Source organism: Maribacter sp. Hel_I_7, from assembly GCF_000688315.1.
Lineage (GTDB): Bacteria > Bacteroidota > Bacteroidia > Flavobacteriales > Flavobacteriaceae > Maribacter > Maribacter stanieri.
In genome coordinates, this window is record NZ_JHZW01000002.1 from 1,429,463 (window position 1) to 1,449,287 (window position 19,825).

At 35.0% G+C, this 19,825-nt stretch carries 18 protein-coding genes; 6 read left to right on the forward strand and 12 right to left on the reverse strand.

What is annotated here, in order from left to right:
- Positions 1–5 precede the first annotated feature (5 nt).
- From P178_RS0107720 to P178_RS0107735, 4 genes are all read right to left on the reverse strand, one after another.
- The gene (locus P178_RS0107720; protein WP_027065677.1) at positions 6–1,904 is read right to left on the reverse strand and encodes a hypothetical protein; all 1,899 of its coding nucleotides are present in this window, start codon (positions 1,902–1,904) and stop codon (positions 6–8) included.
- Positions 1,905–1,948: 44 nt separating this feature from the next.
- On the reverse strand, positions 1,949–2,875 hold the full coding sequence (locus P178_RS0107725) for a PfkB family carbohydrate kinase (RefSeq protein WP_027065678.1): 927 nt from the start codon (positions 2,873–2,875) through the stop codon (positions 1,949–1,951).
- A 114-nt stretch (positions 2,876–2,989) separates the two neighbouring features.
- On the reverse strand, positions 2,990–3,625 hold the full coding sequence (locus P178_RS0107730; RefSeq protein WP_027065679.1) for a viroplasmin family protein: 636 nt from the start codon (positions 3,623–3,625) through the stop codon (positions 2,990–2,992).
- Positions 3,625–4,200, reverse strand: a complete 576-nt coding sequence (locus P178_RS0107735; RefSeq protein ID WP_027065680.1) for a phosphoribosylglycinamide formyltransferase — start codon at positions 4,198–4,200, stop codon at positions 3,625–3,627. The genes P178_RS0107730 and P178_RS0107735 overlap by 1 nt, the downstream gene beginning before the upstream one ends.
- A 290-nt stretch (positions 4,201–4,490) precedes the next feature.
- Between P178_RS0107735 and P178_RS0107740 the strand changes: the two genes are divergently transcribed.
- The 5 genes from P178_RS0107740 (at position 4,491) to pyk (ending at position 8,850) form a co-directional block, all read left to right on the forward strand.
- Positions 4,491–4,724: an acyl carrier protein gene (locus tag P178_RS0107740; RefSeq protein ID WP_008269813.1), complete on the forward strand. Its 234-nt coding sequence runs from the start codon at positions 4,491–4,493 to the stop codon at positions 4,722–4,724.
- A 107-nt stretch (positions 4,725–4,831) separates the two neighbouring features.
- On the forward strand, positions 4,832–6,082 hold the full coding sequence (gene fabF, locus P178_RS0107745) for a beta-ketoacyl-ACP synthase II (RefSeq protein ID WP_027065681.1): 1,251 nt from the start codon (positions 4,832–4,834) through the stop codon (positions 6,080–6,082).
- An 8-nt stretch (positions 6,083–6,090) separates the two neighbouring features.
- A complete protein-coding gene (rnc, locus tag P178_RS0107750; protein WP_027065682.1) occupies positions 6,091–6,825 on the forward strand; it encodes a ribonuclease III in 735 nt (244 codons plus the stop codon).
- 115 nt (positions 6,826–6,940) lie between these two features.
- A complete protein-coding gene (locus P178_RS0107755) occupies positions 6,941–7,405 on the forward strand; it encodes an IPExxxVDY family protein (RefSeq protein ID WP_027065683.1) in 465 nt (154 codons plus the stop codon).
- Between the two features lie 2 nt (positions 7,406–7,407).
- Positions 7,408–8,850, forward strand: a complete 1,443-nt coding sequence (pyk, locus tag P178_RS0107760) for a pyruvate kinase (protein WP_027065684.1) — start codon at positions 7,408–7,410, stop codon at positions 8,848–8,850.
- Between the two features lie 75 nt (positions 8,851–8,925).
- Here the strand turns inward: pyk and P178_RS0107765 are convergent, their stop codons facing one another.
- The 6 genes from P178_RS0107765 to dinB all read right to left on the reverse strand — a co-directional run bounded on the left by P178_RS0107765 (position 8,926) and on the right by dinB (position 17,283).
- A complete protein-coding gene (locus P178_RS0107765) occupies positions 8,926–9,450 on the reverse strand; it encodes a PAS domain-containing protein (protein ID WP_027065685.1) in 525 nt (174 codons plus the stop codon).
- Positions 9,451–9,717: 267 nt separating this feature from the next.
- Positions 9,718–11,166 (reverse strand): TolC family protein, encoded by a 1,449-nt coding sequence (locus P178_RS0107770; protein WP_027065686.1) that lies wholly within the window; start codon positions 11,164–11,166, stop codon positions 9,718–9,720.
- Positions 11,153–14,401, reverse strand: coding sequence for an efflux RND transporter permease subunit (locus P178_RS0107775; RefSeq protein ID WP_027065687.1), 3,249 nt, complete (start codon positions 14,399–14,401; stop codon positions 11,153–11,155). Before P178_RS0107775 ends, P178_RS0107770 begins: the two co-directional genes overlap by 14 nt.
- A gap of 17 nt (positions 14,402–14,418) precedes the next feature.
- The gene (locus P178_RS0107780; protein WP_051638205.1) at positions 14,419–15,504 is read right to left on the reverse strand and encodes an efflux RND transporter periplasmic adaptor subunit; all 1,086 of its coding nucleotides are present in this window, start codon (positions 15,502–15,504) and stop codon (positions 14,419–14,421) included.
- A gap of 146 nt (positions 15,505–15,650) precedes the next feature.
- Positions 15,651–16,070 carry a hypothetical protein gene (locus P178_RS0107785; RefSeq protein ID WP_027065689.1) on the reverse strand — a complete coding sequence of 140 codons (420 nt, stop codon included), beginning with the start codon at positions 16,068–16,070 and terminating at the stop codon, positions 15,651–15,653.
- A 109-nt stretch (positions 16,071–16,179) separates the two neighbouring features.
- A complete protein-coding gene (gene dinB / locus P178_RS0107790; protein ID WP_027065690.1) occupies positions 16,180–17,283 on the reverse strand; it encodes a DNA polymerase IV in 1,104 nt (367 codons plus the stop codon).
- A 52-nt stretch (positions 17,284–17,335) separates the two neighbouring features.
- On the opposite strand from dinB, the gene P178_RS0107795 reads away from it, so the two are divergent.
- Complete coding sequence (locus P178_RS0107795) at positions 17,336–17,806, forward strand: CYTH domain-containing protein (RefSeq protein ID WP_027065691.1); 471 nt, start codon at positions 17,336–17,338, stop codon at positions 17,804–17,806.
- 14 nt (positions 17,807–17,820) lie between these two features.
- Here the strand turns inward: P178_RS0107795 and P178_RS0107800 are convergent, their stop codons facing one another.
- Complete coding sequence (locus P178_RS0107800) at positions 17,821–18,399, reverse strand: TetR/AcrR family transcriptional regulator (RefSeq protein WP_036145874.1); 579 nt, start codon at positions 18,397–18,399, stop codon at positions 17,821–17,823.
- An 18-nt stretch (positions 18,400–18,417) separates the two neighbouring features.
- Positions 18,418–19,821 (reverse strand): TolC family protein, encoded by a 1,404-nt coding sequence (locus tag P178_RS0107805; protein ID WP_027065693.1) that lies wholly within the window; start codon positions 19,819–19,821, stop codon positions 18,418–18,420.
- Positions 19,822–19,825: the final 4 nt, after the last annotated feature.

The window sequence follows — 19,825 nt, forward strand, 5'->3', positions numbered from 1 at the left end:
ATTATTTAATAAGCACGTTCATTATTTCCTTCGTAAAAGTTGATGAATGCTCTATTTACAACTCTGTTTCCACCTGGTGTTGGGTAGTTACCGGTAAAATACCAATCTCCTAAATTCTTAGGGCAAGCCTCGTGTAAGCTTTCAATGGTTTGGTATATAATAGAAACTTCAGCATTAATCCCTTCAGGACTTAAAAGCTCTCCTGTTTTCTTTGAAATCTCTTTCGCAGTAAAAGGAGCGTAGAATTCTTTTACATAATTGATAACATCATTATCATGAGTATTAACCTGTGTTAAACACTTCTTGTAGATTTCCTCTACAATATGCATAGTGTTATTTTCTTCATGTAAGGCTAAAGTAGCTTTAAAGGCAATGAAGTCTTCTAGTTTGGCCATATCTATACCGTAACAATCAGGATATCTAATTTGAGGTGCAGATGAGACCACTATAATTTTCTTCGGAGATAATCTATCCAATATTCTAAGAATACTCTTTTTAAGAGTAGTACCACGAACAATACTATCATCTATAATTACAAGATTGTCACCTTCCTTTACAGAACCATAAGAAATGTCATAAACATGGGCTACTAAATCATCTCTGCTGCTGTCTTGAGTAATAAATGTTCTAAGCTTGGCATCTTTGATGGCTACTTTCTCGATCCTTGGTCTTACATCTAATATTTCATGTAATTGTTCACCAGTAATTCCTGTACCTAAAGCTAAAATCTGCTCTTCCTTTTTCTTGTTCAAATAGTTTTGAGCTTCCTTGACCATTCCGTAGAAAGAAGTTTCGGCGGTATTTGGAATATAAGAGAAGACCGTGTTTTTGATATCTTCTTCTATAGATTCCAATATTTGTGGAAATACCAATTTCCCTAATGCTTTTCTTTCTTGGTAGATTTCTTTATCACTACCTCTTGAGAAATATATACGTTCAAAAGAACATGCCTTACGCTCCTTAGGTTCCTGTATTTGCTTAATGGCACTTGTACCGTTCTTTTTAATGATGATTGCAGCACCTGGGTCCAGTTCTTTTACTTCATCATAAGGTACGTTGAATACTGTTTGTATTGCAGGTCGTTCTGATGCAACAACAACAACTTCATCATCTCTATAATAGTATGCGGGTCTAATACCGCTAGGATCTCTTAAAACAAAGGCATCGCCGTGACCTAATAAACCAGCCATTGCATAGCCACCATCAAAATTCTTTGCCGCTCTTCTTAATATTTTAGAAACTTTTAAACGTTCGGCAATTAAAGGTGAAGCTTGCTGTTTTGTAAAACCTTCTTTTTTTATCTGCTTGTATAATTTTGCTACCGCATCATCAAGAAAATGACCAATTTTTTCCATGACAGTAACTGTATCTGCCATTTCTTTAGGGTGTTGCCCTAATTGAATTAAATTGTCAAAAAGTTCGTGAACATTGGTCATGTTGAAGTTACCAGCAACAATAAGGTTACGGTGCATCCAGTTGTTCTGTCTTATGAAAGGGTGAACACTTTCAATACTGTTTTTACCAAAAGTACCATAACGCACGTGTCCTAAAAGTAGCTCACCTATATAAGGTATGTGTTTTTTTTGCAACGCAACATCATCTTCATATTCTGGATGTTCTTTTAACTCTGTATTAATACGGTCATTAATTTGAGCAAAAATATCCTGTATAGGTTGCTGTTGACATGATCGAACACGACTCATGTAACGTTCCCCTGCTTTTACATCTAATTTAATACTGGCAAAACCTGCACCATCTTGTCCACGATTGTGCTGTTTTTCCATCATTAAATACATTTTATTTACACCATAAAATGCTGTTCCGTATTTTTCTTTGTAATACTCTAGCGGTTTCAATAACCGTATTACAGATATACCACACTCATGCTTAATTGCGTCACTCATTGTTTTTGGTATTAAAAAAACCCCAAAAATTTTGGGGCTAGGGGTTATTGTAATTCTATGTCAAACTGGGTCAGTTTTTTAAACTGATGCAGTCTTTCTCTAATTTCTTTACGATCTAAACTTATCATTCTTTCAGTCCCGAATTTTTCGACGCTAAACGAAGCTAGGTTAGATCCGTGAATAATAGCTTTTTTCATATTCTCAAAAGAATTATCATCGCTTGCTGCCAAGTATCCAGAAAATCCTCCGGCAAATGTATCACCGGCACCTGTTGGATCAAACACTTCTTCTAATGGTAATGCTGGTGCAAAGAATACTTGGTCTTCGTTAAATAACAAAGCGCCATGTTCTCCTTTTTTAATCACTACATATTTAGGTCCCATCGTAAAAATTTTCTGTGCCGCCTTAACTAAAGAATATTCTCCAGTTAATTGTCTAGCTTCCTCATCATTGATGGTTAGTACATCTATATATTTAATAACCGCCATTAAATCGCTTAAAGCATTGTCCATCCAAAAATTCATGGTGTCCAATATGATTAACTTTGGTCGTTTTTTCATCTGATTAATTACACCCATTTGAACGATTGGGTGAAGATTACCTAGCATTACTACATCGGCATCATTATAGTCCTCGGGAACAACAGGGTTAAAGTCTTCTAATGTATTTAATTCTGTAGCTAAAGTGTCTCTAGAATTTAAATCATTGTGGTATTTACCTTTCCAAAAGAATGTTTTACCACCTTTTACAATTTCTAAAGCAGAAATATCGATACCTCTGTCGGTAAGTAGGTCTAAATATTCTTGAGGTAAATCATCACCTACTATAGATATAATGGCTGAATCTACATCGAATTGCGACGCTGCCAAACCAATATAAGTAGCTGCGCCACCTAGTATTTTATCTGTTTTACCAAAAGGAGTTTCTATCTCATCAAAAGCGACAGTTCCTACTATTAAAAGCTTGCCCATAAATATGAAAAAATTTAAGCTGCAAATATAAGGTTTTGAAAAGCGAATTAAAACGGTTTATTAAATACAAATTGCATTAGTTATTAAAGAGGAGCTGTTGATATAATATAGTAATTATTTCCTACCAAAATCTGCAGGAATTTCCCCCCAAGCCTTCGTTTCCCATTTTACCACAACCGTACTGTATTGGTTTTTCTTTAACCAATCTACAGCTCTGTCTATAAGTTCAAAAAGATTTTTGTTTTTAGCGGATACTGTCAATTTGGTATTGCAGTTCTTTTTGCGCACCCAGCTCATGGCTGTTCTAGAGTCTGTATAAATGATACGGTCGCTCTTGCGCTCCTTTAAAAATGCGAGACCGTGTACAATAGCCAAAAACTCACCAATATTATTTGTACCCTGTGGAAATGGACCTTGTCTAAATAATTTCTTGCCTGTTTTGGTATCTACACCTTGGTATTCCATAACACCAGGATTACCGCTGGAAGCTGCATCAACAGAAATAGAATGATAATTAGGTTGCCCTATTCGTAAAAGTTCTTCTTTTGATAGTGATGATGCTGTTTTTTTCTTTCCTTTAAAATCGGCATAATTACTATTGTAAGCTTTTTTTGCGGTTTCAAAAGACTCAAAAGACTTGTATTCGGCACCAGCATAATTAGCTATGGATTTTTTACACTCTTTCCAAGAATCAAAAATACCAGGCTTCTTTCCTTTCCAGACAACATAGAACTTTCCTTTTTTTGCCATTACTGTTTCAATAATATTTCGTCAATAACTTTAGGGAAGTACTCATATTCTAATTGATGCACCTTTGACGCAATGTCCTCAGCACTGTCGTTGGGTAGTACGGTAGCTTTTGCCTGTTTAATTATAGCTCCTTCGTCATAGTGTGCATTTACATAATGTATAGTAATACCTGTTTCTGTATCTTTATGCTCTTTCACGGCATTATGAACATGCATACCGTACATGCCTTTGCCACCGTATTTTGGTAATAGTGCCGGGTGTATGTTTATTATTTTATTAGGGAAGGCGAGGGTAATAGCTTCTGGCACTTTCCATAAAAACCCAGCCAATATAATAAGGTCTGGCTCTAAAGATTGAAGCATATTTAGTATAAAATCGCTTTTAGAGAAAGCTTGTCTATTAAAAAATAGGGCATTTATTTCAAGTCTATTGCACCGTTCAATGACTTTGGCATCGCTTTTGTTAGTTAATACACAGCATATAGTAACATCTTTGCGGAGTTTAAAATAGTTGGCAATGTTTTCAACATTAGATCCTGAACCTGAGGCAAAAAGAATAATTTTTTTGGTTTTCAATAGAAGTGGTCTTTTTAAGAGAGCGAACAATGAAATTAAATTCGGCAAAAAAAGCAAATAAAAAGCTTGTCAGTATTTAGAAAAAAACGATTATCATCTATAGTTCTATTACCTCACTTCTTTTCAATACCTTTTAAAAACGTTACCGAAACAAAATATTTAATACGGTAAAATTACAGCACATGTCTTTAATTTTATTAAATTACAATACATTTTAACGACAATTAGTGTAATTAAACCAAAGTTTTTTATTTTTGCCTTCAATTTAAATTTTTAAAACAAATATTATTATGTCAGACATTGCATCAAGAGTTAAAGCTATCATCGTTGATAAATTAGGAGTTGATGAAAACGAAGTGGTAACCGAGGCTAGCTTTACTAACGATTTAGGCGCAGATTCATTAGACACGGTAGAGTTGATAATGGAGTTCGAAAAAGAATTTGATATCCAAATTCCAGACGATCAAGCTGAGAATATCGCAACTGTTGGTCAAGCCATCAGCTATATAGAAGAAGCGAAGTAAAACATGTTTTCTTGAATAGAATTCAAATTATCCATGTGGTAAATGCTCCGCATGGATAATTTTTTTTAATTTACGCTTGGTTTAGATTTAAACAAATAAGAAGTTAAATGCAGTTAAAGCGAGTTGTAGTTACAGGTTTGGGGGCACTTACCCCAATAGGTAATAATATTGAGGAGTATTGGGACGCATTGATCAACGGTAAAAGTGGATCTGCGCCAATAACTTATTACGATACAGAAAAATTCAAAGTTAAATTCGCTTGTGAGCTAAAGAACTACAAGACCGAAGATCATTTCGAAAGAAAAGAAGGCCGTAAGCTAGATAGATTTGCACAATATGCACTTGTATCTTCTGATGAAGCTATTCTTGATTCTAAATTAGATTTAGAAAAAGTCGATAAATTTCGTGTTGGCGTTATTTGGGGAGCAGGAATTGGAGGGTTGGAAACTTTCCAGAATGAAGTAATGAATTTTGCTAATGGTGATGGTACGCCTAGATTCAATCCATTCTTTATACCAAAAATGATTGCTGATATAGCACCGGGTAACATATCCATAAAACATGGTTTCATGGGGCCTAACTATACAACTGTTTCTGCATGTGCCTCTTCGGCCAATGCAATGATAGATGCCTTAAACTATATTCGTTTAGGACATTGTGATGTTATAGTAACAGGTGGTAGTGAAGCAGCGGTAACTATTGCAGGTATGGGTGGTTTTGGAGCAATGCATGCATTATCTACTAGAAATGAAAGTCCGGAAACGGCTTCAAGACCTTTTGATGCAACTAGAGATGGTTTCGTATTAGGTGAAGGAGCAGGGGCATTGGTTCTAGAAGAATATGAGCACGCAATTGCAAGAGGAGCAAAAATATATGCAGAAGTAGCAGGTGGCGGTATGTCAAGTGATGCTTATCATATGACGGCACCACACCCTGATGGAATTGGAGTGGTTAGAGTAATGGAGAACTGTTTAAGAGATGCAGGTTTATCTATAGAAGATGTTGATGCCATTAATACACATGGTACTTCAACACCACTAGGAGATGTTGCGGAACTTAAGGCAATTACTCAAGTATTTGGAGATCATGCCAAAAACATAAATATTAATTCTACCAAGTCAATGACCGGCCACTTATTAGGCGCGGCAGGAGCCATAGAAGCAATTGCCTCAATTTTGGCAATGGAACACGGTGTTGTTCCTCCAACTATAAATCATACTACGGTAGATGAGAATATTGATCCTAGTTTAAACCTTACATTGAATAAGGCGCAAAAACGAGATGTAAAAGTTGCCATGAGTAACACATTTGGTTTTGGCGGTCATAATGCATGTGTGGTTTTTAAAAAAATCGATTAATTAGTTTTATGTCATTTCCCACAAACTTATTTAATTCCCATCCAAAAGAGGATGGGGATTTTTTTTTGGGAATAACCAAAATCCTTGGTTTTAAGCCTAAAACATTATCATTTTATAAAAAAGCCTTTCTTCATAGGTCAATGAATAAAAAGGATGATGAAGGTAATGCTATGAACTATGAGCGTTTAGAATTTTTAGGAGATTCTATGCTTGGCACTATTATTTCTAAACACCTTTACCTTGAAGTGCCAGAAGGAGATGAGGGTTATCTTACAAAAATGCGTTCTAAAATTGTGAGTAGAGAGCATTTAAATGAATTAGGTAAAGATTTAGGGTTAATTAATTTTGTAGAAAGTAGAATTCCTAAATCACATTTTGGTCAAAACATCCATGGTAATGTGTTTGAAGCTTTGGTAGGCGCAATTTATCTTGACCGTGGTTATAAGTACTGTGAAAAATTCATTAAAAAGAGAGTTATAGAACCCTATGTAGATATAGAGCAGTTAGAAGGTAGGGTTATTAGTTATAAGAGTTTAGTGATTGAATGGTGTCAAAAGCAAAAGAAATCATTTGATTTTGATGTGTATGAAGATACCGGCAATGATGCTTTAAAACATTTTGCGGTTAAACTTTCAATTGGGGGTAATGTAGTTGCAAAAGCTAGGGCAACTTCAAAGAAAAAAGCAGAAGAGAGAGCATCTAAAAGAGCTTTTTTTGCGCTACAGGATAAGATGGGTAATTGATCATTTACCAAAATGATAAAATGCTAACATTTTAATAACTATTAATATGATTTTATCAATTTTTGTAACTAGGCAATATAGCTTAGAAGTTCTATATTTACCTTTTTGTTGAAGTATGGCTACTACTTATAAAATAAATGATGATTTTTACGATGAATCCTTTAGCCTTATTGCTTTACACACTACCTTAGAAGATTTTGCTTTAGCCTACGGTTTAAACCAAAGTCTTAAGGCAAAATTTGTAAGAGCAAAAAAGAATTTTAATCTTGCTGAAAATAAATCGTTTCCCATTTTTGAATGGGAAGATGAGTTTAATGACATGTATTGGGTTTTAGTTGCCAATCATAGCAGTGAAAAAGAACTCGTAACACATGATGATTTATTTAAGAATGAAACAACATATAAAACACCTAGGTTAATACCTGAGTATAAAGATGTTGATTATCTATTAAAAATAGAAACAGAAAAGGATTTTGATACAAATTCCTTAATTAAGAATATACTAATGTTGCCTAGAGTTATGGCAGCATATGAAATAAGTACAGAAAAACTAAAATCAAAGAACAATCTAATTTTTTAAATATGCCAACTGTAAAAAAGACGAAAATTGTAGCCACATTAGGGCCTGCAACTAGCAAGAAAGAGGTACTCAGGAGCATGATTAGTGCAGGAGTCGATGTATTCAGAATAAACTTTTCTCATGCCGATTACGATGATGTAAAAGAGCGTGTATCAATGATACGCGAATTAAATAAAGAAATGGATATCAACACCTCCATTTTAGCGGATTTACAAGGACCTAAATTACGTGTAGGCGTAATGGCCGGCGATGTTGTGGTTAGTCCTGGTGATGAAATAACTTTCGTTACTGGTGAGCCGTTTGAAGGTACTGCAGAACGTGTTTACATGAATTACAAAGAATTTCCTAGAGATGTTAAAGCTGGGGAGCGTATTCTTTTAGATGATGGTAAATTAATGTTTGAAGTAGTTGAAACCAATGGTGATAATGAGGTGAAAGCCAAAGTTATTCAAGGTGGACCATTAAAATCTAAAAAGGGGGTAAACTTACCTAACACTAATATTTCTTTACCTGCGCTTACAAAGAAAGATATTAAAGATGCTGAATTCGCTATTTCTTTAGAAGTAGATTGGATCGCACTTTCATTTGTACGTTTCAGTCAAGATTTAATTGATCTACAAAATATTATAAGCAAGCATTCAGATCATAAAATTCCAATTATAGCTAAAATTGAGAAGCCTGAAGCTGTTGAAAATATCGATAAAATTGTTGCTTATTGTGATGGTCTAATGGTTGCTCGTGGAGATTTAGGTGTAGAAGTTCCTGCACATGAAGTTCCATTGATTCAAAAACAACTAGTATTACGTGCTAAGAAAGCTAGAATCCCTGTAATTATTGCTACCCAAATGATGGAAACAATGATTACTAGCCTAACGCCAACAAGAGCAGAGGTAAACGATGTTGCGAACTCTGTTATGGATGGTGCAGATGCAGTAATGTTATCTGGTGAAACTTCTGTTGGGAATTATCCAGTACAGGTTATAGAAAAAATGTCTAGTATACTTGAGAGTGTTGAAGGTTCTGATCTAATTCATGTTCCTCATGATCCACCACATATTCGTACAAAGAGATTTATTACAAAATCTATCTGTTACCATGCAGCCTTAATGGCAAATGATATCAAAGCGAAAGCGATATCTACTTTGACAAATAGTGGTTATACCGCTTTTCAAATTTCAGCATGGAGACCAAGTGCACATATTTTAGTATTTACATCAAATAAAAGGATTCTTACACAGTTGAATCTTTTGTGGGGAGTTAAAGCTTTTTACTATGATAAGTATGTATCTACAGATGATACTATTGATGATGTTAACCGTATCGCCTTTAATAAAGGATACTTACAGGTTGGTGACATGCTAGTTAGTCTTGCAGCTATGCCTATTAAAGATAAAGGGATGGTAAATACATTAAGAGTTAGTGAAATTGAATCTGAGGATATTTAAACAGATCAACATTATTCTACATAAAAAAAAGGGTCGCTCATTAGCGTCCCTTTTTTATGTTTTAAACTTTAATAATTACGCTACTTCTTTTTCAAAGGCAATGAAGTTTACTATATCGCCTTTAAGGTCAAAAACTGGTTGCCCTTGAATCCAACAGTTATAGGTAGATCCATCTTTTCTGTAATTTACAACGGTAACTTCAAAAGGTTTCTTTTGTTTAACAGCATCAGAGACTATTTTTAAAGTAGATTTTGATGTCAAATTACCTTGAAACATTTTAGGACTTTTACCTAAAATTTCTTCAGGATGGTATTGACTCATATTCCACATATTTTTAGTGGCAAAAACGATATTTAATTTGGTATCGGTAACAACCACAACATTCTTCTCTGCTTTCAATTTAACATCTAAAATATCGGTATCAATATTCCAAGAGTTAGTAGCAACTAGATTTAAAAGTGAAACGGTATCTTCTTCCGTTCGTTTTATATCTTCATAATTTGAAGCATAAAAGTCCCATGATAAAACGGGTAACATGGTTAATTTTAAATTTTTTCTAAACTTGATTACGGCATTGTCGTAATCTTTTAAATTTGTCATTTTATACAGTTTAGCTTGGTAATAAAAATTTCTTTTTCACAGCAATTTGCCATAAAGCTAAAAAATTACGGACTACAGTTATAATTTTAAGAGACGATTAATAGAAATGTTTAAATAATCTCTACTTATACACTAAAATGTATTTAAAAGGTTGAACATAAAGTGAGTACATTTTCATTAAAAATCAATAAAACAATAAAAAACCCTAATAAGAATTATTCCTATTAGGGTTTAAAGCTTGGTTATAATTAAGTTAGAATTACAGTATTAATTCCATCCGCCACCTAAGGCTTGGTATACATTCACCCTTGCCATAAGTTGGTCTTTTTTAGTTTCCACTAATTCCATTTTAGATTCTAAAGCCTCGCGCTGTGTTAGAAGAACTTCTATGTATTCAATTCTTGCAGATTGAAATAATCGCGTAGATAAATCTATAGAGGCTGTCAATGCCTTCACTTGGTTTTCCTTTAATTCATAACTCTTTTTAAGGTTGTCCATTTTAGACAATTGATTAACCACCTCTATATACCCACTTAAAATGGCTTTTTCATACTCATAAACGGCTTGAATTTGTTTAGCGTTAGCAGTGTTATATCCTGCTTTGATTGCGTTTCTATTAATCAATGGACCAACAATATCGCCAACCGCGCTATAAATTAAAGACTCAGGAGTCTCGGTAAGATATTTTGGGTTGAATGCCTGAAGTCCAACTCCTGCTTTTAGCCCTATTGATGGGTAAAAGTTGGCTCTTGCTACTTTGATATTAAGTTTTGCAGCTTCTAATTCATATTCAGCTTGTCTAATATCGGGTCTGTTCAAGAGTAATTGAGAAGGTATTCCTGCATAAATAGTATCCATAGGGGTATCTATAAACCCGCCAGAACTACGGGCAATAGACTGTGGTTGTCTACCTATTAAAAAATTGAGTTTGTTTTCCATTTCAACAATTTCTTGTTGTACCTCAAACTTATGGCTTTGGTTTTTTGATACCTCTGCCTCGAACCTTTTAACAGCGAGTTCCGTAGCACGGGCAGCTTCTTTTTGCAACCGAACCATTTTTAGAGCATTTCCTTGAAGCTCAAGATTTTGCTCAATAAACGCCAACTGATTGTCTAAGGCTAATAGCTCGTAATAAGAATCGGCTATTTCGGAAATCAATCTAGTAACCATAAAGTTTTTACCCTCAATGGTAGATAGATATTCTAGAGCAGCAGCTTTTTTAGAGTTACGTAGTTTTTTCCATACATCTAACTCCCAAGTAGCGAAAAGTCCGGCAGAGTAATCTGTTAATGGTTCAGGAAATTCTTTACCTTCTTTTACCTCTAGATTTTTCTCTACAGCACCATTTCTGGTATACTCGCCTACTTTTTCAACTTCGGCACCAACGCCATAGGTTATAAACGGTAAGTATTCTCCTTTTCTAGCTTTTACCTCATTTTGGGCAACATTGATCTGTTGCATCATAATGTTCAACTCTTGGTTATTAACCAAAGCAGTATCAATTAATTTTATCAAATTATCATCTTTGAAAAAATCTTTCCATTTTATAATTGCACTGTTGGTAGTATCCGTAGATTGTTGTGCATAGTGGTTTGGTAACTTGTTGTTTTCTTGTTTAAGTTCCTTTGTTGGAACACAAGAATAAAACAAACCTATGTTGGTTAGAAGCACCAAAAGTAGTTTTCCATGCTTCATGGTTTTTTTAATTTTGATCATCTTCTTCTTTTTTGGTTAATTTTTTAATCATTTGCTTTAGTTCGCGAAGTTTTTGGCGCGTTTTACTTTCACCTTCGCTTATTCTTACAAATTCTTCTGAAATAGGCTCATCAGATTCACCTTTAATTAGTCCGCGACCATCTGCCATTCTAGCAAAAACGTAATAAAGACCAGGAATAATCAGCACCCCTATTAACGTACCCATAAGCATACCGCCCATGGCTGAACCACCAATAGTTTTGTTGGCAATGGCACCGGCTCCATGCGCTATCACTAATGGAATTAATCCTGCTATGAAAGCAAAAGATGTCATAAGAATAGGTCTAAACCGCACTTTTGCACCTTCAATGGCAGATTCTAAAATAGTGCTGCCCTGTCGTCTTTTTTGAACAGCGAATTCTACAATAAGAACACCATTTTTACCTAAAAGACCTACAAGCATAATAAGCCCAATTTGTGCATATACATCATTTGCCAGACCCATTGCTTTTAGCATAAAAAACGATCCAAGAATACCAATTGGTAAGGAAAGGATGATTGCGAATGGAAGTAGAAAACTCTCATACTGCGCGGCAAGCACGAAGTAAACAAATATTAATACTACAAGAAATATGTAGATAGATTCGTTGCCTCTTTGCGCCTCGTCATATGATAAACCTTCCCAGGCAACGTCAAAACCTCTGGGTAGTGATTGCTCAGCAACTTCATTGATAGCATTAATTGCATCACCACTTGTATATCCTGCAGCAGGAAGCCCTCTAATAGAAGCAGAGTTATATAGATTGTACCTCGTAATTTCGTTAGGTCCAAGTTTCTTTTCCATGGACATGAATGCAGAATAGGGAACCATTTCACCTTCTTCATTTTTTACGAACAATTTTTCTAAATCGGAAGGCAACGCTCTGTATTCTGGAGCAGCTTGGGTATAAACTTTGAAGAATCTACCAAAACGTATAAAGCCCTGTTCATACGTACTACCTATAAGAATGTTCAAGTTTTCCATTGCTTTGTCAATGGAAACCCCTTTTTGCATGGCAATTTTGTTGTTAATTTTTAATTCGTACTGAGGATAGTTGGCAGAACAGAAAGTAAATAAACCGGTAAGTTCATCTCGTTTAGACAACGCTTCCATGAAATCATTGTTAATTTTCTCAAATTCATGATAGTCCGTACCATCGGTCTTGTCCAATAAACGCATTGAGAATCCGCCAGAAGAACCAAAGCCAGGTACTGCAGGAGGTTCAAAGTACTCTATAACGGCACCAATGTCTTTCGTTTCTTCTTCTAGCTCTTCCATAATCTCATGAACAGAGTGATGACGTTCACCCCAAGATTTAAGGTTGATCAATACGGTACCAGCATTAGACCCACGACCTTCGGTCATTATTTCATAACCAGCCAAAGAAGAGACAGATTCAACACCCTCGGTTTCTTCACAAATTTTCTGAAGTTTTCTAGCTACATCATTGGTGCGTTCTAGCGTTGATCCTGGTGGAGTCTGTATTATGGCATAGATCATACCTTGATCTTCATTTGGTATAAAACCAGCTGGTAGCGTCTTATTGGTAAAGAAAATACCAACACAGAAAGCTCCTAGAATTCCAAAAGTAAGTACTCTTCTGGCGACAATCTTATTAAGTATCTTGACATATCTACCCGTTAATTTTTCAAACCCTCTATTAAACCAATCTATAAATTTATCTATAGGAGATTTTTTGCGCTCCTTGCCGTGATTGTTCTTAAGAATCATAGCGCACAAAACAGGCGTTAGCGTAAGCGCTACGATGGCAGATAAAATTATGGAACCAGCCATGGTAATAGAAAACTGCCGATAGAAGACACCTACAGGGCCGGTCATAAATGCAATAGGTATAAATACAGAAACCATAACCAGCGTAATGGCTATAATAGCCCCACCTATTTCATTGACCACAAGCTTTACAGCTTCATAAGGTCCTAAGTGCGTTTCTTCCATTTTGGCATGTACCGCTTCAACCACCACAATAGCATCATCGACAACAATACCAATGGCGAGCACCAAAGCAAATAGGGTAATAAGGTTAATGGAGAGTCCAAAAAGTTGCATGATAAAAAATGCACCAATTAGAGAAACTGGTACTGCAATAATAGGAATCAAAGTTGAACGCCAATCTCCTAAAAAGAGGAATACCACAATAGCTACCAGAATAAAGGCATCTCTCAATGTGTGTAGTACTTGCTCAATTGATGCGTTCAAGAAATTAGAAACGTCATAACTAATCTTGTAATCTAAACCAGTAGGCAGGTCTTTTTTAAGCTCATCTAATTTCTCTTTTACTTCGTCAATAACATCGCTGGCATTACTGCCAAAAGTTTGTTTTAGTACAATGGAAGCAGATGGTTTTCCATCTAGGTTAGAATAGATATCAAAAAATTCACTACCCAATTCTACATCGGCTACATCACCTAATTTTAAAATTTCACCTTCTGCATTTGCTTTGAGAATGATATCCTTATACTGCTGTGGCTCATCATACCTATCTTGATACATGAGAACATATTCCAAAGATTGAGATGTTTTACCAGAACTTTGACCAATTCTACCAGGGCGAGCTAAAATACTTTGCTCTTCCATTGCTTTTAATATTTCTTCTGCCGAAACATTATAAGCACGCATACGATCAGGTTTTAACCAAACACGCATTGCATATTTGCGACTACCTAAAATTTGAGCACTTGCAATACCGTCAATTCTCTGAATTTCAGGAATCATTTTGGTGTATGCATAGTTATATAAGAACAACTCGTGATCATCAGAATTGTCGCTATACAAGTTTACGTACATCAACATACTTGGCTGTACGGGAGTAATAATTACACCTTCTCGTTGCACCAATTCGGGCAATAATGGCATTACTTGATCCACTCTTGTTTTTACCCTAACGACTGCTTGATCGGGATCTGTGCCAGGCTCAAAAATGATACGTATGGTACCTTCGCCGGCACTTGTGGCATCAGAAGCAATGTATCGCATATCTTGAACACCGTTAATAGCGGTTTCTAAAGGAATAAGTGTCGATTTTACCAGTACATCTGCACTAGAACCAGGATAGGCAATAAAGATATTGACCGTTGTAGGCGCAATATCTGGGAACTGTGAAATAGGCAATTGCTTTATAGAAAGCAATCCTACGAATACGATTATTACCGATATGACGATTGCCAATACCGGTCTTTTTATAAACTTACTGAACATCTTTTATGTGTTTTTAGTTATTCCGCGTAGATGGCTAATTTTGAAATCACTTCATTTGGTTCAGCAAATTCAGTTTCAATCTTTTCATTGTTTTTCACCATTCTAATACCATCTACTAGTATCCTATCGCTCTGTTTCAAACCTTTGCTTATAATGAACAAATGAGGAAGCTCGGCAGCAACAAAAATTTCAGTTTGATGTACCACGTTATCTTGATCTAAAACAAACACATATCTTTTGTCTAGTATTTCAAAAGTGGCTTTCTGCGGAATAATCATAGCCTCTTTAAAAGGTATGGTCATAAGAACGCTACCAGTTTCTCCATGTCTTAAAATTTGATCGGGATTTGGGAAAGTTGCTCTAAAGGCTATGTTACCAGTTTCGTTATTGAATTCTCCTTCAATAGTTTCAACAATTCCTTTTTGATTAAATTTTTTGTTGTTGGCCATTAAAAGCTGCACCTCTTTTTTGGTATCCTTATCTGTGCTAATGATATAATCCAAATACTCCGCTTCTGGAACATTGAAATACACCCACATTTTAGAATTATCCGATAATGTTGTTAATAGTTCACCTTCATCTAAAAGGCTACCTTCTCGTGCATGCAGGTGATCCATTATACCATCAAATGGTGCGCGAATATTTGTAAAACCTAAATGGGTTTGCGCCAATGAAACTTCGGCATTTGCTTTGTCAAAATTTGCTTTTGCCATGGCGAGCTCATTTTTAGAAACTACATTACCATCAGTTAAAAGTTGGGTATTTTGTAATTCTATTTCGGCAACCTTAGCCTCGGCTTTGGCTTTTTGTAGATCAGCCTCATAAATATTAGGCATGATATTGAACATTTTTTGCCCTTTTTTTACTAACTGACCCTCATCTACGTGAATTTCCTTCAAATACCCTTTTTCTAGGGCTCTAAGCTCAATATGTTTAAAGGAGTTAATATTACACACATAATCTTTGGTGATCGATGTGTCTTTTTTAATGGGACTTGTAATAAGAAACTTTGTGTGTTCTTCTATTTTCTCTTTTTTGGAATTACAGCTCGCAGCAATAAATAAAGTACATGCAGTAGCGATCAGGAGTACGCTCTTGGTCATAAAAATGAATATTTAATTGATTGGAAAAATGAAATTTAAAAATGCAGAGACACACAGATTTATAGGCATGTAGATTCAAAAATCTAAATTGGCTGATGCCTAAAAATTGATGTCACGTCAAAATAGAATTTTGACTAAAATTGATTTTAAATACGAAATACTTGGTATAGGACAAAGCGCCTATTTGCTGTAGGTAAAAAAATAAATAGCCTTTGTAGTGAATTGCTATTTGTAAAATAACTGAATAAGAATAGTATAGATAAAAGGTAGAAAGAAACTGTAGCTTTTTGGTACTCAATCTCCTTGCTCAAGAAAGAATGCTCATTTTCTTCCTCCTCAATTTCTACTGCTTCAATTTCAAGAGTCTTATCTAAATTGCCATAATTACCTTTAATTGTGGCGTTTTGATGTGCAACTAATTCTTGGTTAGTTGTAGGTGTACTCCTAAATTGTTCAATTGAATTAAAAGAAGAATCCTCTAAACTGCTATATGCAAATAGAGGGCTAAATACTCCTGACAGTAATATGCAGGTAGAAATAAGAAATTTTAAAAAACTCTTTTTCATTTAAGAGGTCAAAATTATTCTAGCAATTAATGCTGTACAAGTATATCCCGTTAATTTTTGTTAACATTTAAGATTATTAAATAAAAGTCTAAAAATGGCGGATGAATTCTTAGAAGTCGAACTTTAATTGTACTAATATTGATTTATCCTCAAGTTTTTTGGCGGTTTTCTTATCTGTATTTAAGTTAGAAAGAGAAATACCAAGCAATCTTACAGAGTTTTGAAGCTCTTCTTGATAGAGAAGGTTTTTTGCTGTTTCTAAAATCAGGTCTTTATCAGATATAAAATAGGGCATTGTTTTACTCCTTGTATTTAAGGTAAAATCACTGTATTTAATTTTAAGCGTAATTGTTTTACCAGCTATGGTAGCCTTTTTTAATCTCCTCTCAAGTTCTTGTGCAATATGCTCTAAGCGTTCAAGCATAAAAATCTCGCTACTAAGATTTTCATTGAACGTTCTTTCTGCACCAACAGACTTGGGTATGCGATGTGGTTTTACCTCACTGTTATGAATACCACGTACAACATGATAATAATAGGGACCACTTTTGCCAAAGTTCTCTGCGAGAAACTCAATAGATTTGTTCTTTAGGTCCTTACCGGTAAATATGCCCAGCTTGTACATTTTCTCGGCGGTGACTTTACCAACTCCGTAAAATTTGCGTATGTCTAGATTTTCTAAAAATGGAATTACCTCTTCTGGGTTAACTGTTTTTTGTCCGTTTGGTTTGTTTATGTCACTCGCAACTTTGGCAATAAACTTATTAATAGATATACCTGCCGATGCATTTAAGCCCGTTTTTTCAAGAATACGTTGTCTAATCTCAGTGGCGAGCATAGTTGCCGAAGGATTACCTTTTTTGTTGATCGTTACATCAAGATAGGCTTCATCTAGAGAAAGCGGCTCTACCAAATCTGTATATTCAAAAAAGATGGATCTTATTATTTGTGAGATTTCTTTATAACGTTCAAACCTTGGTTTTACAAAGGTTAAATGCGGGCAGTTTTTTTTAGCGAGAAATCCGCTCATGGCACTACGCACACCATATTTACGAGCTTCATAATTTGCGGCCGAGACCACTCCTCTTTTTTCACTACCACCCACAGCCAACGGTTTCCCTTTTAAATCAGGATTGTCCAATTCTTCAACAGATGCATAAAAGGCATCCATATCCACATGGATAATTTTTCGTAACGGCATTTCATTGGGCATAAGCAAATTTAAGACTTATCTTAGTTTAAGTATAGAAGTTTTACCCATTGATATGATAGAAATAGAACGTAAATTTTTAGTAAAATCTGAAGCTTATAAAGCTAGAGCAAGTACTAAAACACGAATTGTTCAAGGTTTTTTAAATACGGATCCTAACAGAACGGTTAGAGTACGAATAAAGGGAGATATAGGGTATATAACCGTTAAAGGGAAATCTAACGATACCGGTACATCTAGGTTTGAATGGGAAAAAGAAATATCTGTAGAAGAAGCAGATGCATTATTGAAATTGTGTGAAAAAGGGATTTTAGAAAAATCCAGATATGAAATTCCTTTGGGTGATCATGTATATGAGGTTGATGAATTTTACGGAGATAATCAAGGATTAACAGTTGCTGAAATAGAATTGAATTCTGAAAACGAATTGTTTGCCAAACCAGATTGGTTAGGCAAAGAAGTTACTGGAGAGGTGAAATATTACAACTCTCAATTGAGTAAAAATCCTTTTATTAACTGGAAGTAAATTAAAAAGGGTAATCAATTGGCTCTTTTAATTCCTTCTAATGGTACAATAATTAAATGTTCTAATAATTCTTCTGTAGTATAACTATCAAAGAAGTCTCGGTTTGGTAAAAGTATCTCATTGATTCGCAGTAGAAATAATTCGCAAATCAGTTTTATATTTATGTTGCTTCTTAATTGGCCGTTATTCTTAGCTTCTTGTAAAAGGTCAAGAACATAAGTCCAAACTATGGCTTTAACAAAATCATCATATGATTTATAAGCAATAGGATAATACTTCTTAAGGCTAATTAAAAAATTAGGACTTAAGTTTCTTAGTTCTTTAAGTCCTACGCTATAAATATGAATAATTTTGGTAAACGGGTCAGATGATGACTCAGGTAATTGAAAAAAACCACTCATTTTCTCATGAGTGTTATTAAGTAAAAGTGTAACGCTCTCTTGGACTAAATTGTTTTTGTTTTCAAACAATTCGTACAACGTTTTCTTAGAGATGCCAAGGGTCTCAGCAACATCATCCATTCCGACCCTTTTGCATCCATACTTAGAGAAAAGCATTAGAGCTAACGCTACACATTCACTTTTTTTCTGCATTGTAACAATATCAAAAGCCTATTGCCATCCACCGCCAAGAGAGCGATATAATTCAACTGTAGCTGATAATTGAGAGAATTTGTTGTTTACTAAATTTAACTCAGCATTTAAAGAATTCTCTCTTGCAGTTAACAAATCTAAATAGGTTAGGTAACCACTATTCAACAATTCTTCAGAATTACTTTCGGCTCTTTTTAATGCCGATACTTGTTTAGAGATATATGCCTCTTTTTCAATAGAAATATTGTAATCATATAAAGCTTCAGAAACTTCTTTTCCGGCACTTAAAAGCGCTTTTTTAAAGCTTAACAAAGATTGTTCTTGTTGAACTTGAGCAACTTCATAAGCCGTTCTAATTTTTCTGCCATTAAATATTGGCTGTGTTAAACCACCAACCAGATTAGCGAATATTGAACTAGAATCTATCCAATTATCAAGATCTAAACTTTGAAATCCGCCTTGTGCAGATAACGTTATAGATGGGTAAAAGTTACTTCTAGCAACGTTCGTTAATTCAAAACTATTTACTAAGCTATATTCCGCCTGCATAATATCAGGTCTGTTTCGAAGTAAAAGAGCAGGTACACCTAATTGCATTTCGTTAGCTAAAGATTGCTCGTCTAGTGAACTGCGCTCGTAAGTTTGTGGTTCTTCACTTAATAAAATGCTCAAGGTATTTTCCGCTTGATAAAGTAGATTTTTAAGGTCTAACAATTGACTTTGAGCACTATATAGTTGTGCTGCAGTTTGGTCAACACCAACCTGATTTGCTTGTCCCGCCTCTTTCAACGCAGAAATCGTTTCTAAACTTTTAGAACGGTTTTCAATTGTTTCTTCAGTAACGGAAATTTGCTTGTCTAAAGCCAATATCTGATAATAAGTAGTAGCAATTTGCGCCACTAAACTAGTTTTTACAGCTTTATGTGCCGCTACTGTTTGTAAGTAACTTGCATCACTAGCACGTTTGGTACTTCTAATTTTCCCCCAAATATCTGCTTCCCAAGAAGCTGTGCCAGAGGTTTCATACTGATTAAAAGGCTGAGTGAAAAAACTACCAAACTGTCCGTTTTCACTTGTTCTGGCGGTTCTAGTTGCACTTGCGGCACCGCTTATAGTTGGTAAATAACCAGCTTTTCCTTGTTTAACATAAGCCTCTGCAGCCGCAATGCTCTGAAGAGCAATGCGAATGTCAAGGTTGTTTTCTAATCCTTTTTGAATATATGTCTTCAAATAAGAATCTGTAAAAAGGTCTTGGTAAGAAACCGAAGCGAAAGAAACACTGTCCTGAGGCAGATTATCTGTTCTGTAAAGATTTTCGGTTTCTACATTTGGTCGTTCATATGTTTTAGCGGTAAAACAAGACTGCAACAAAAGTGGCAGAAAGGCGACCAATATAATTTTATTAGATACTAATTTATTCATGATT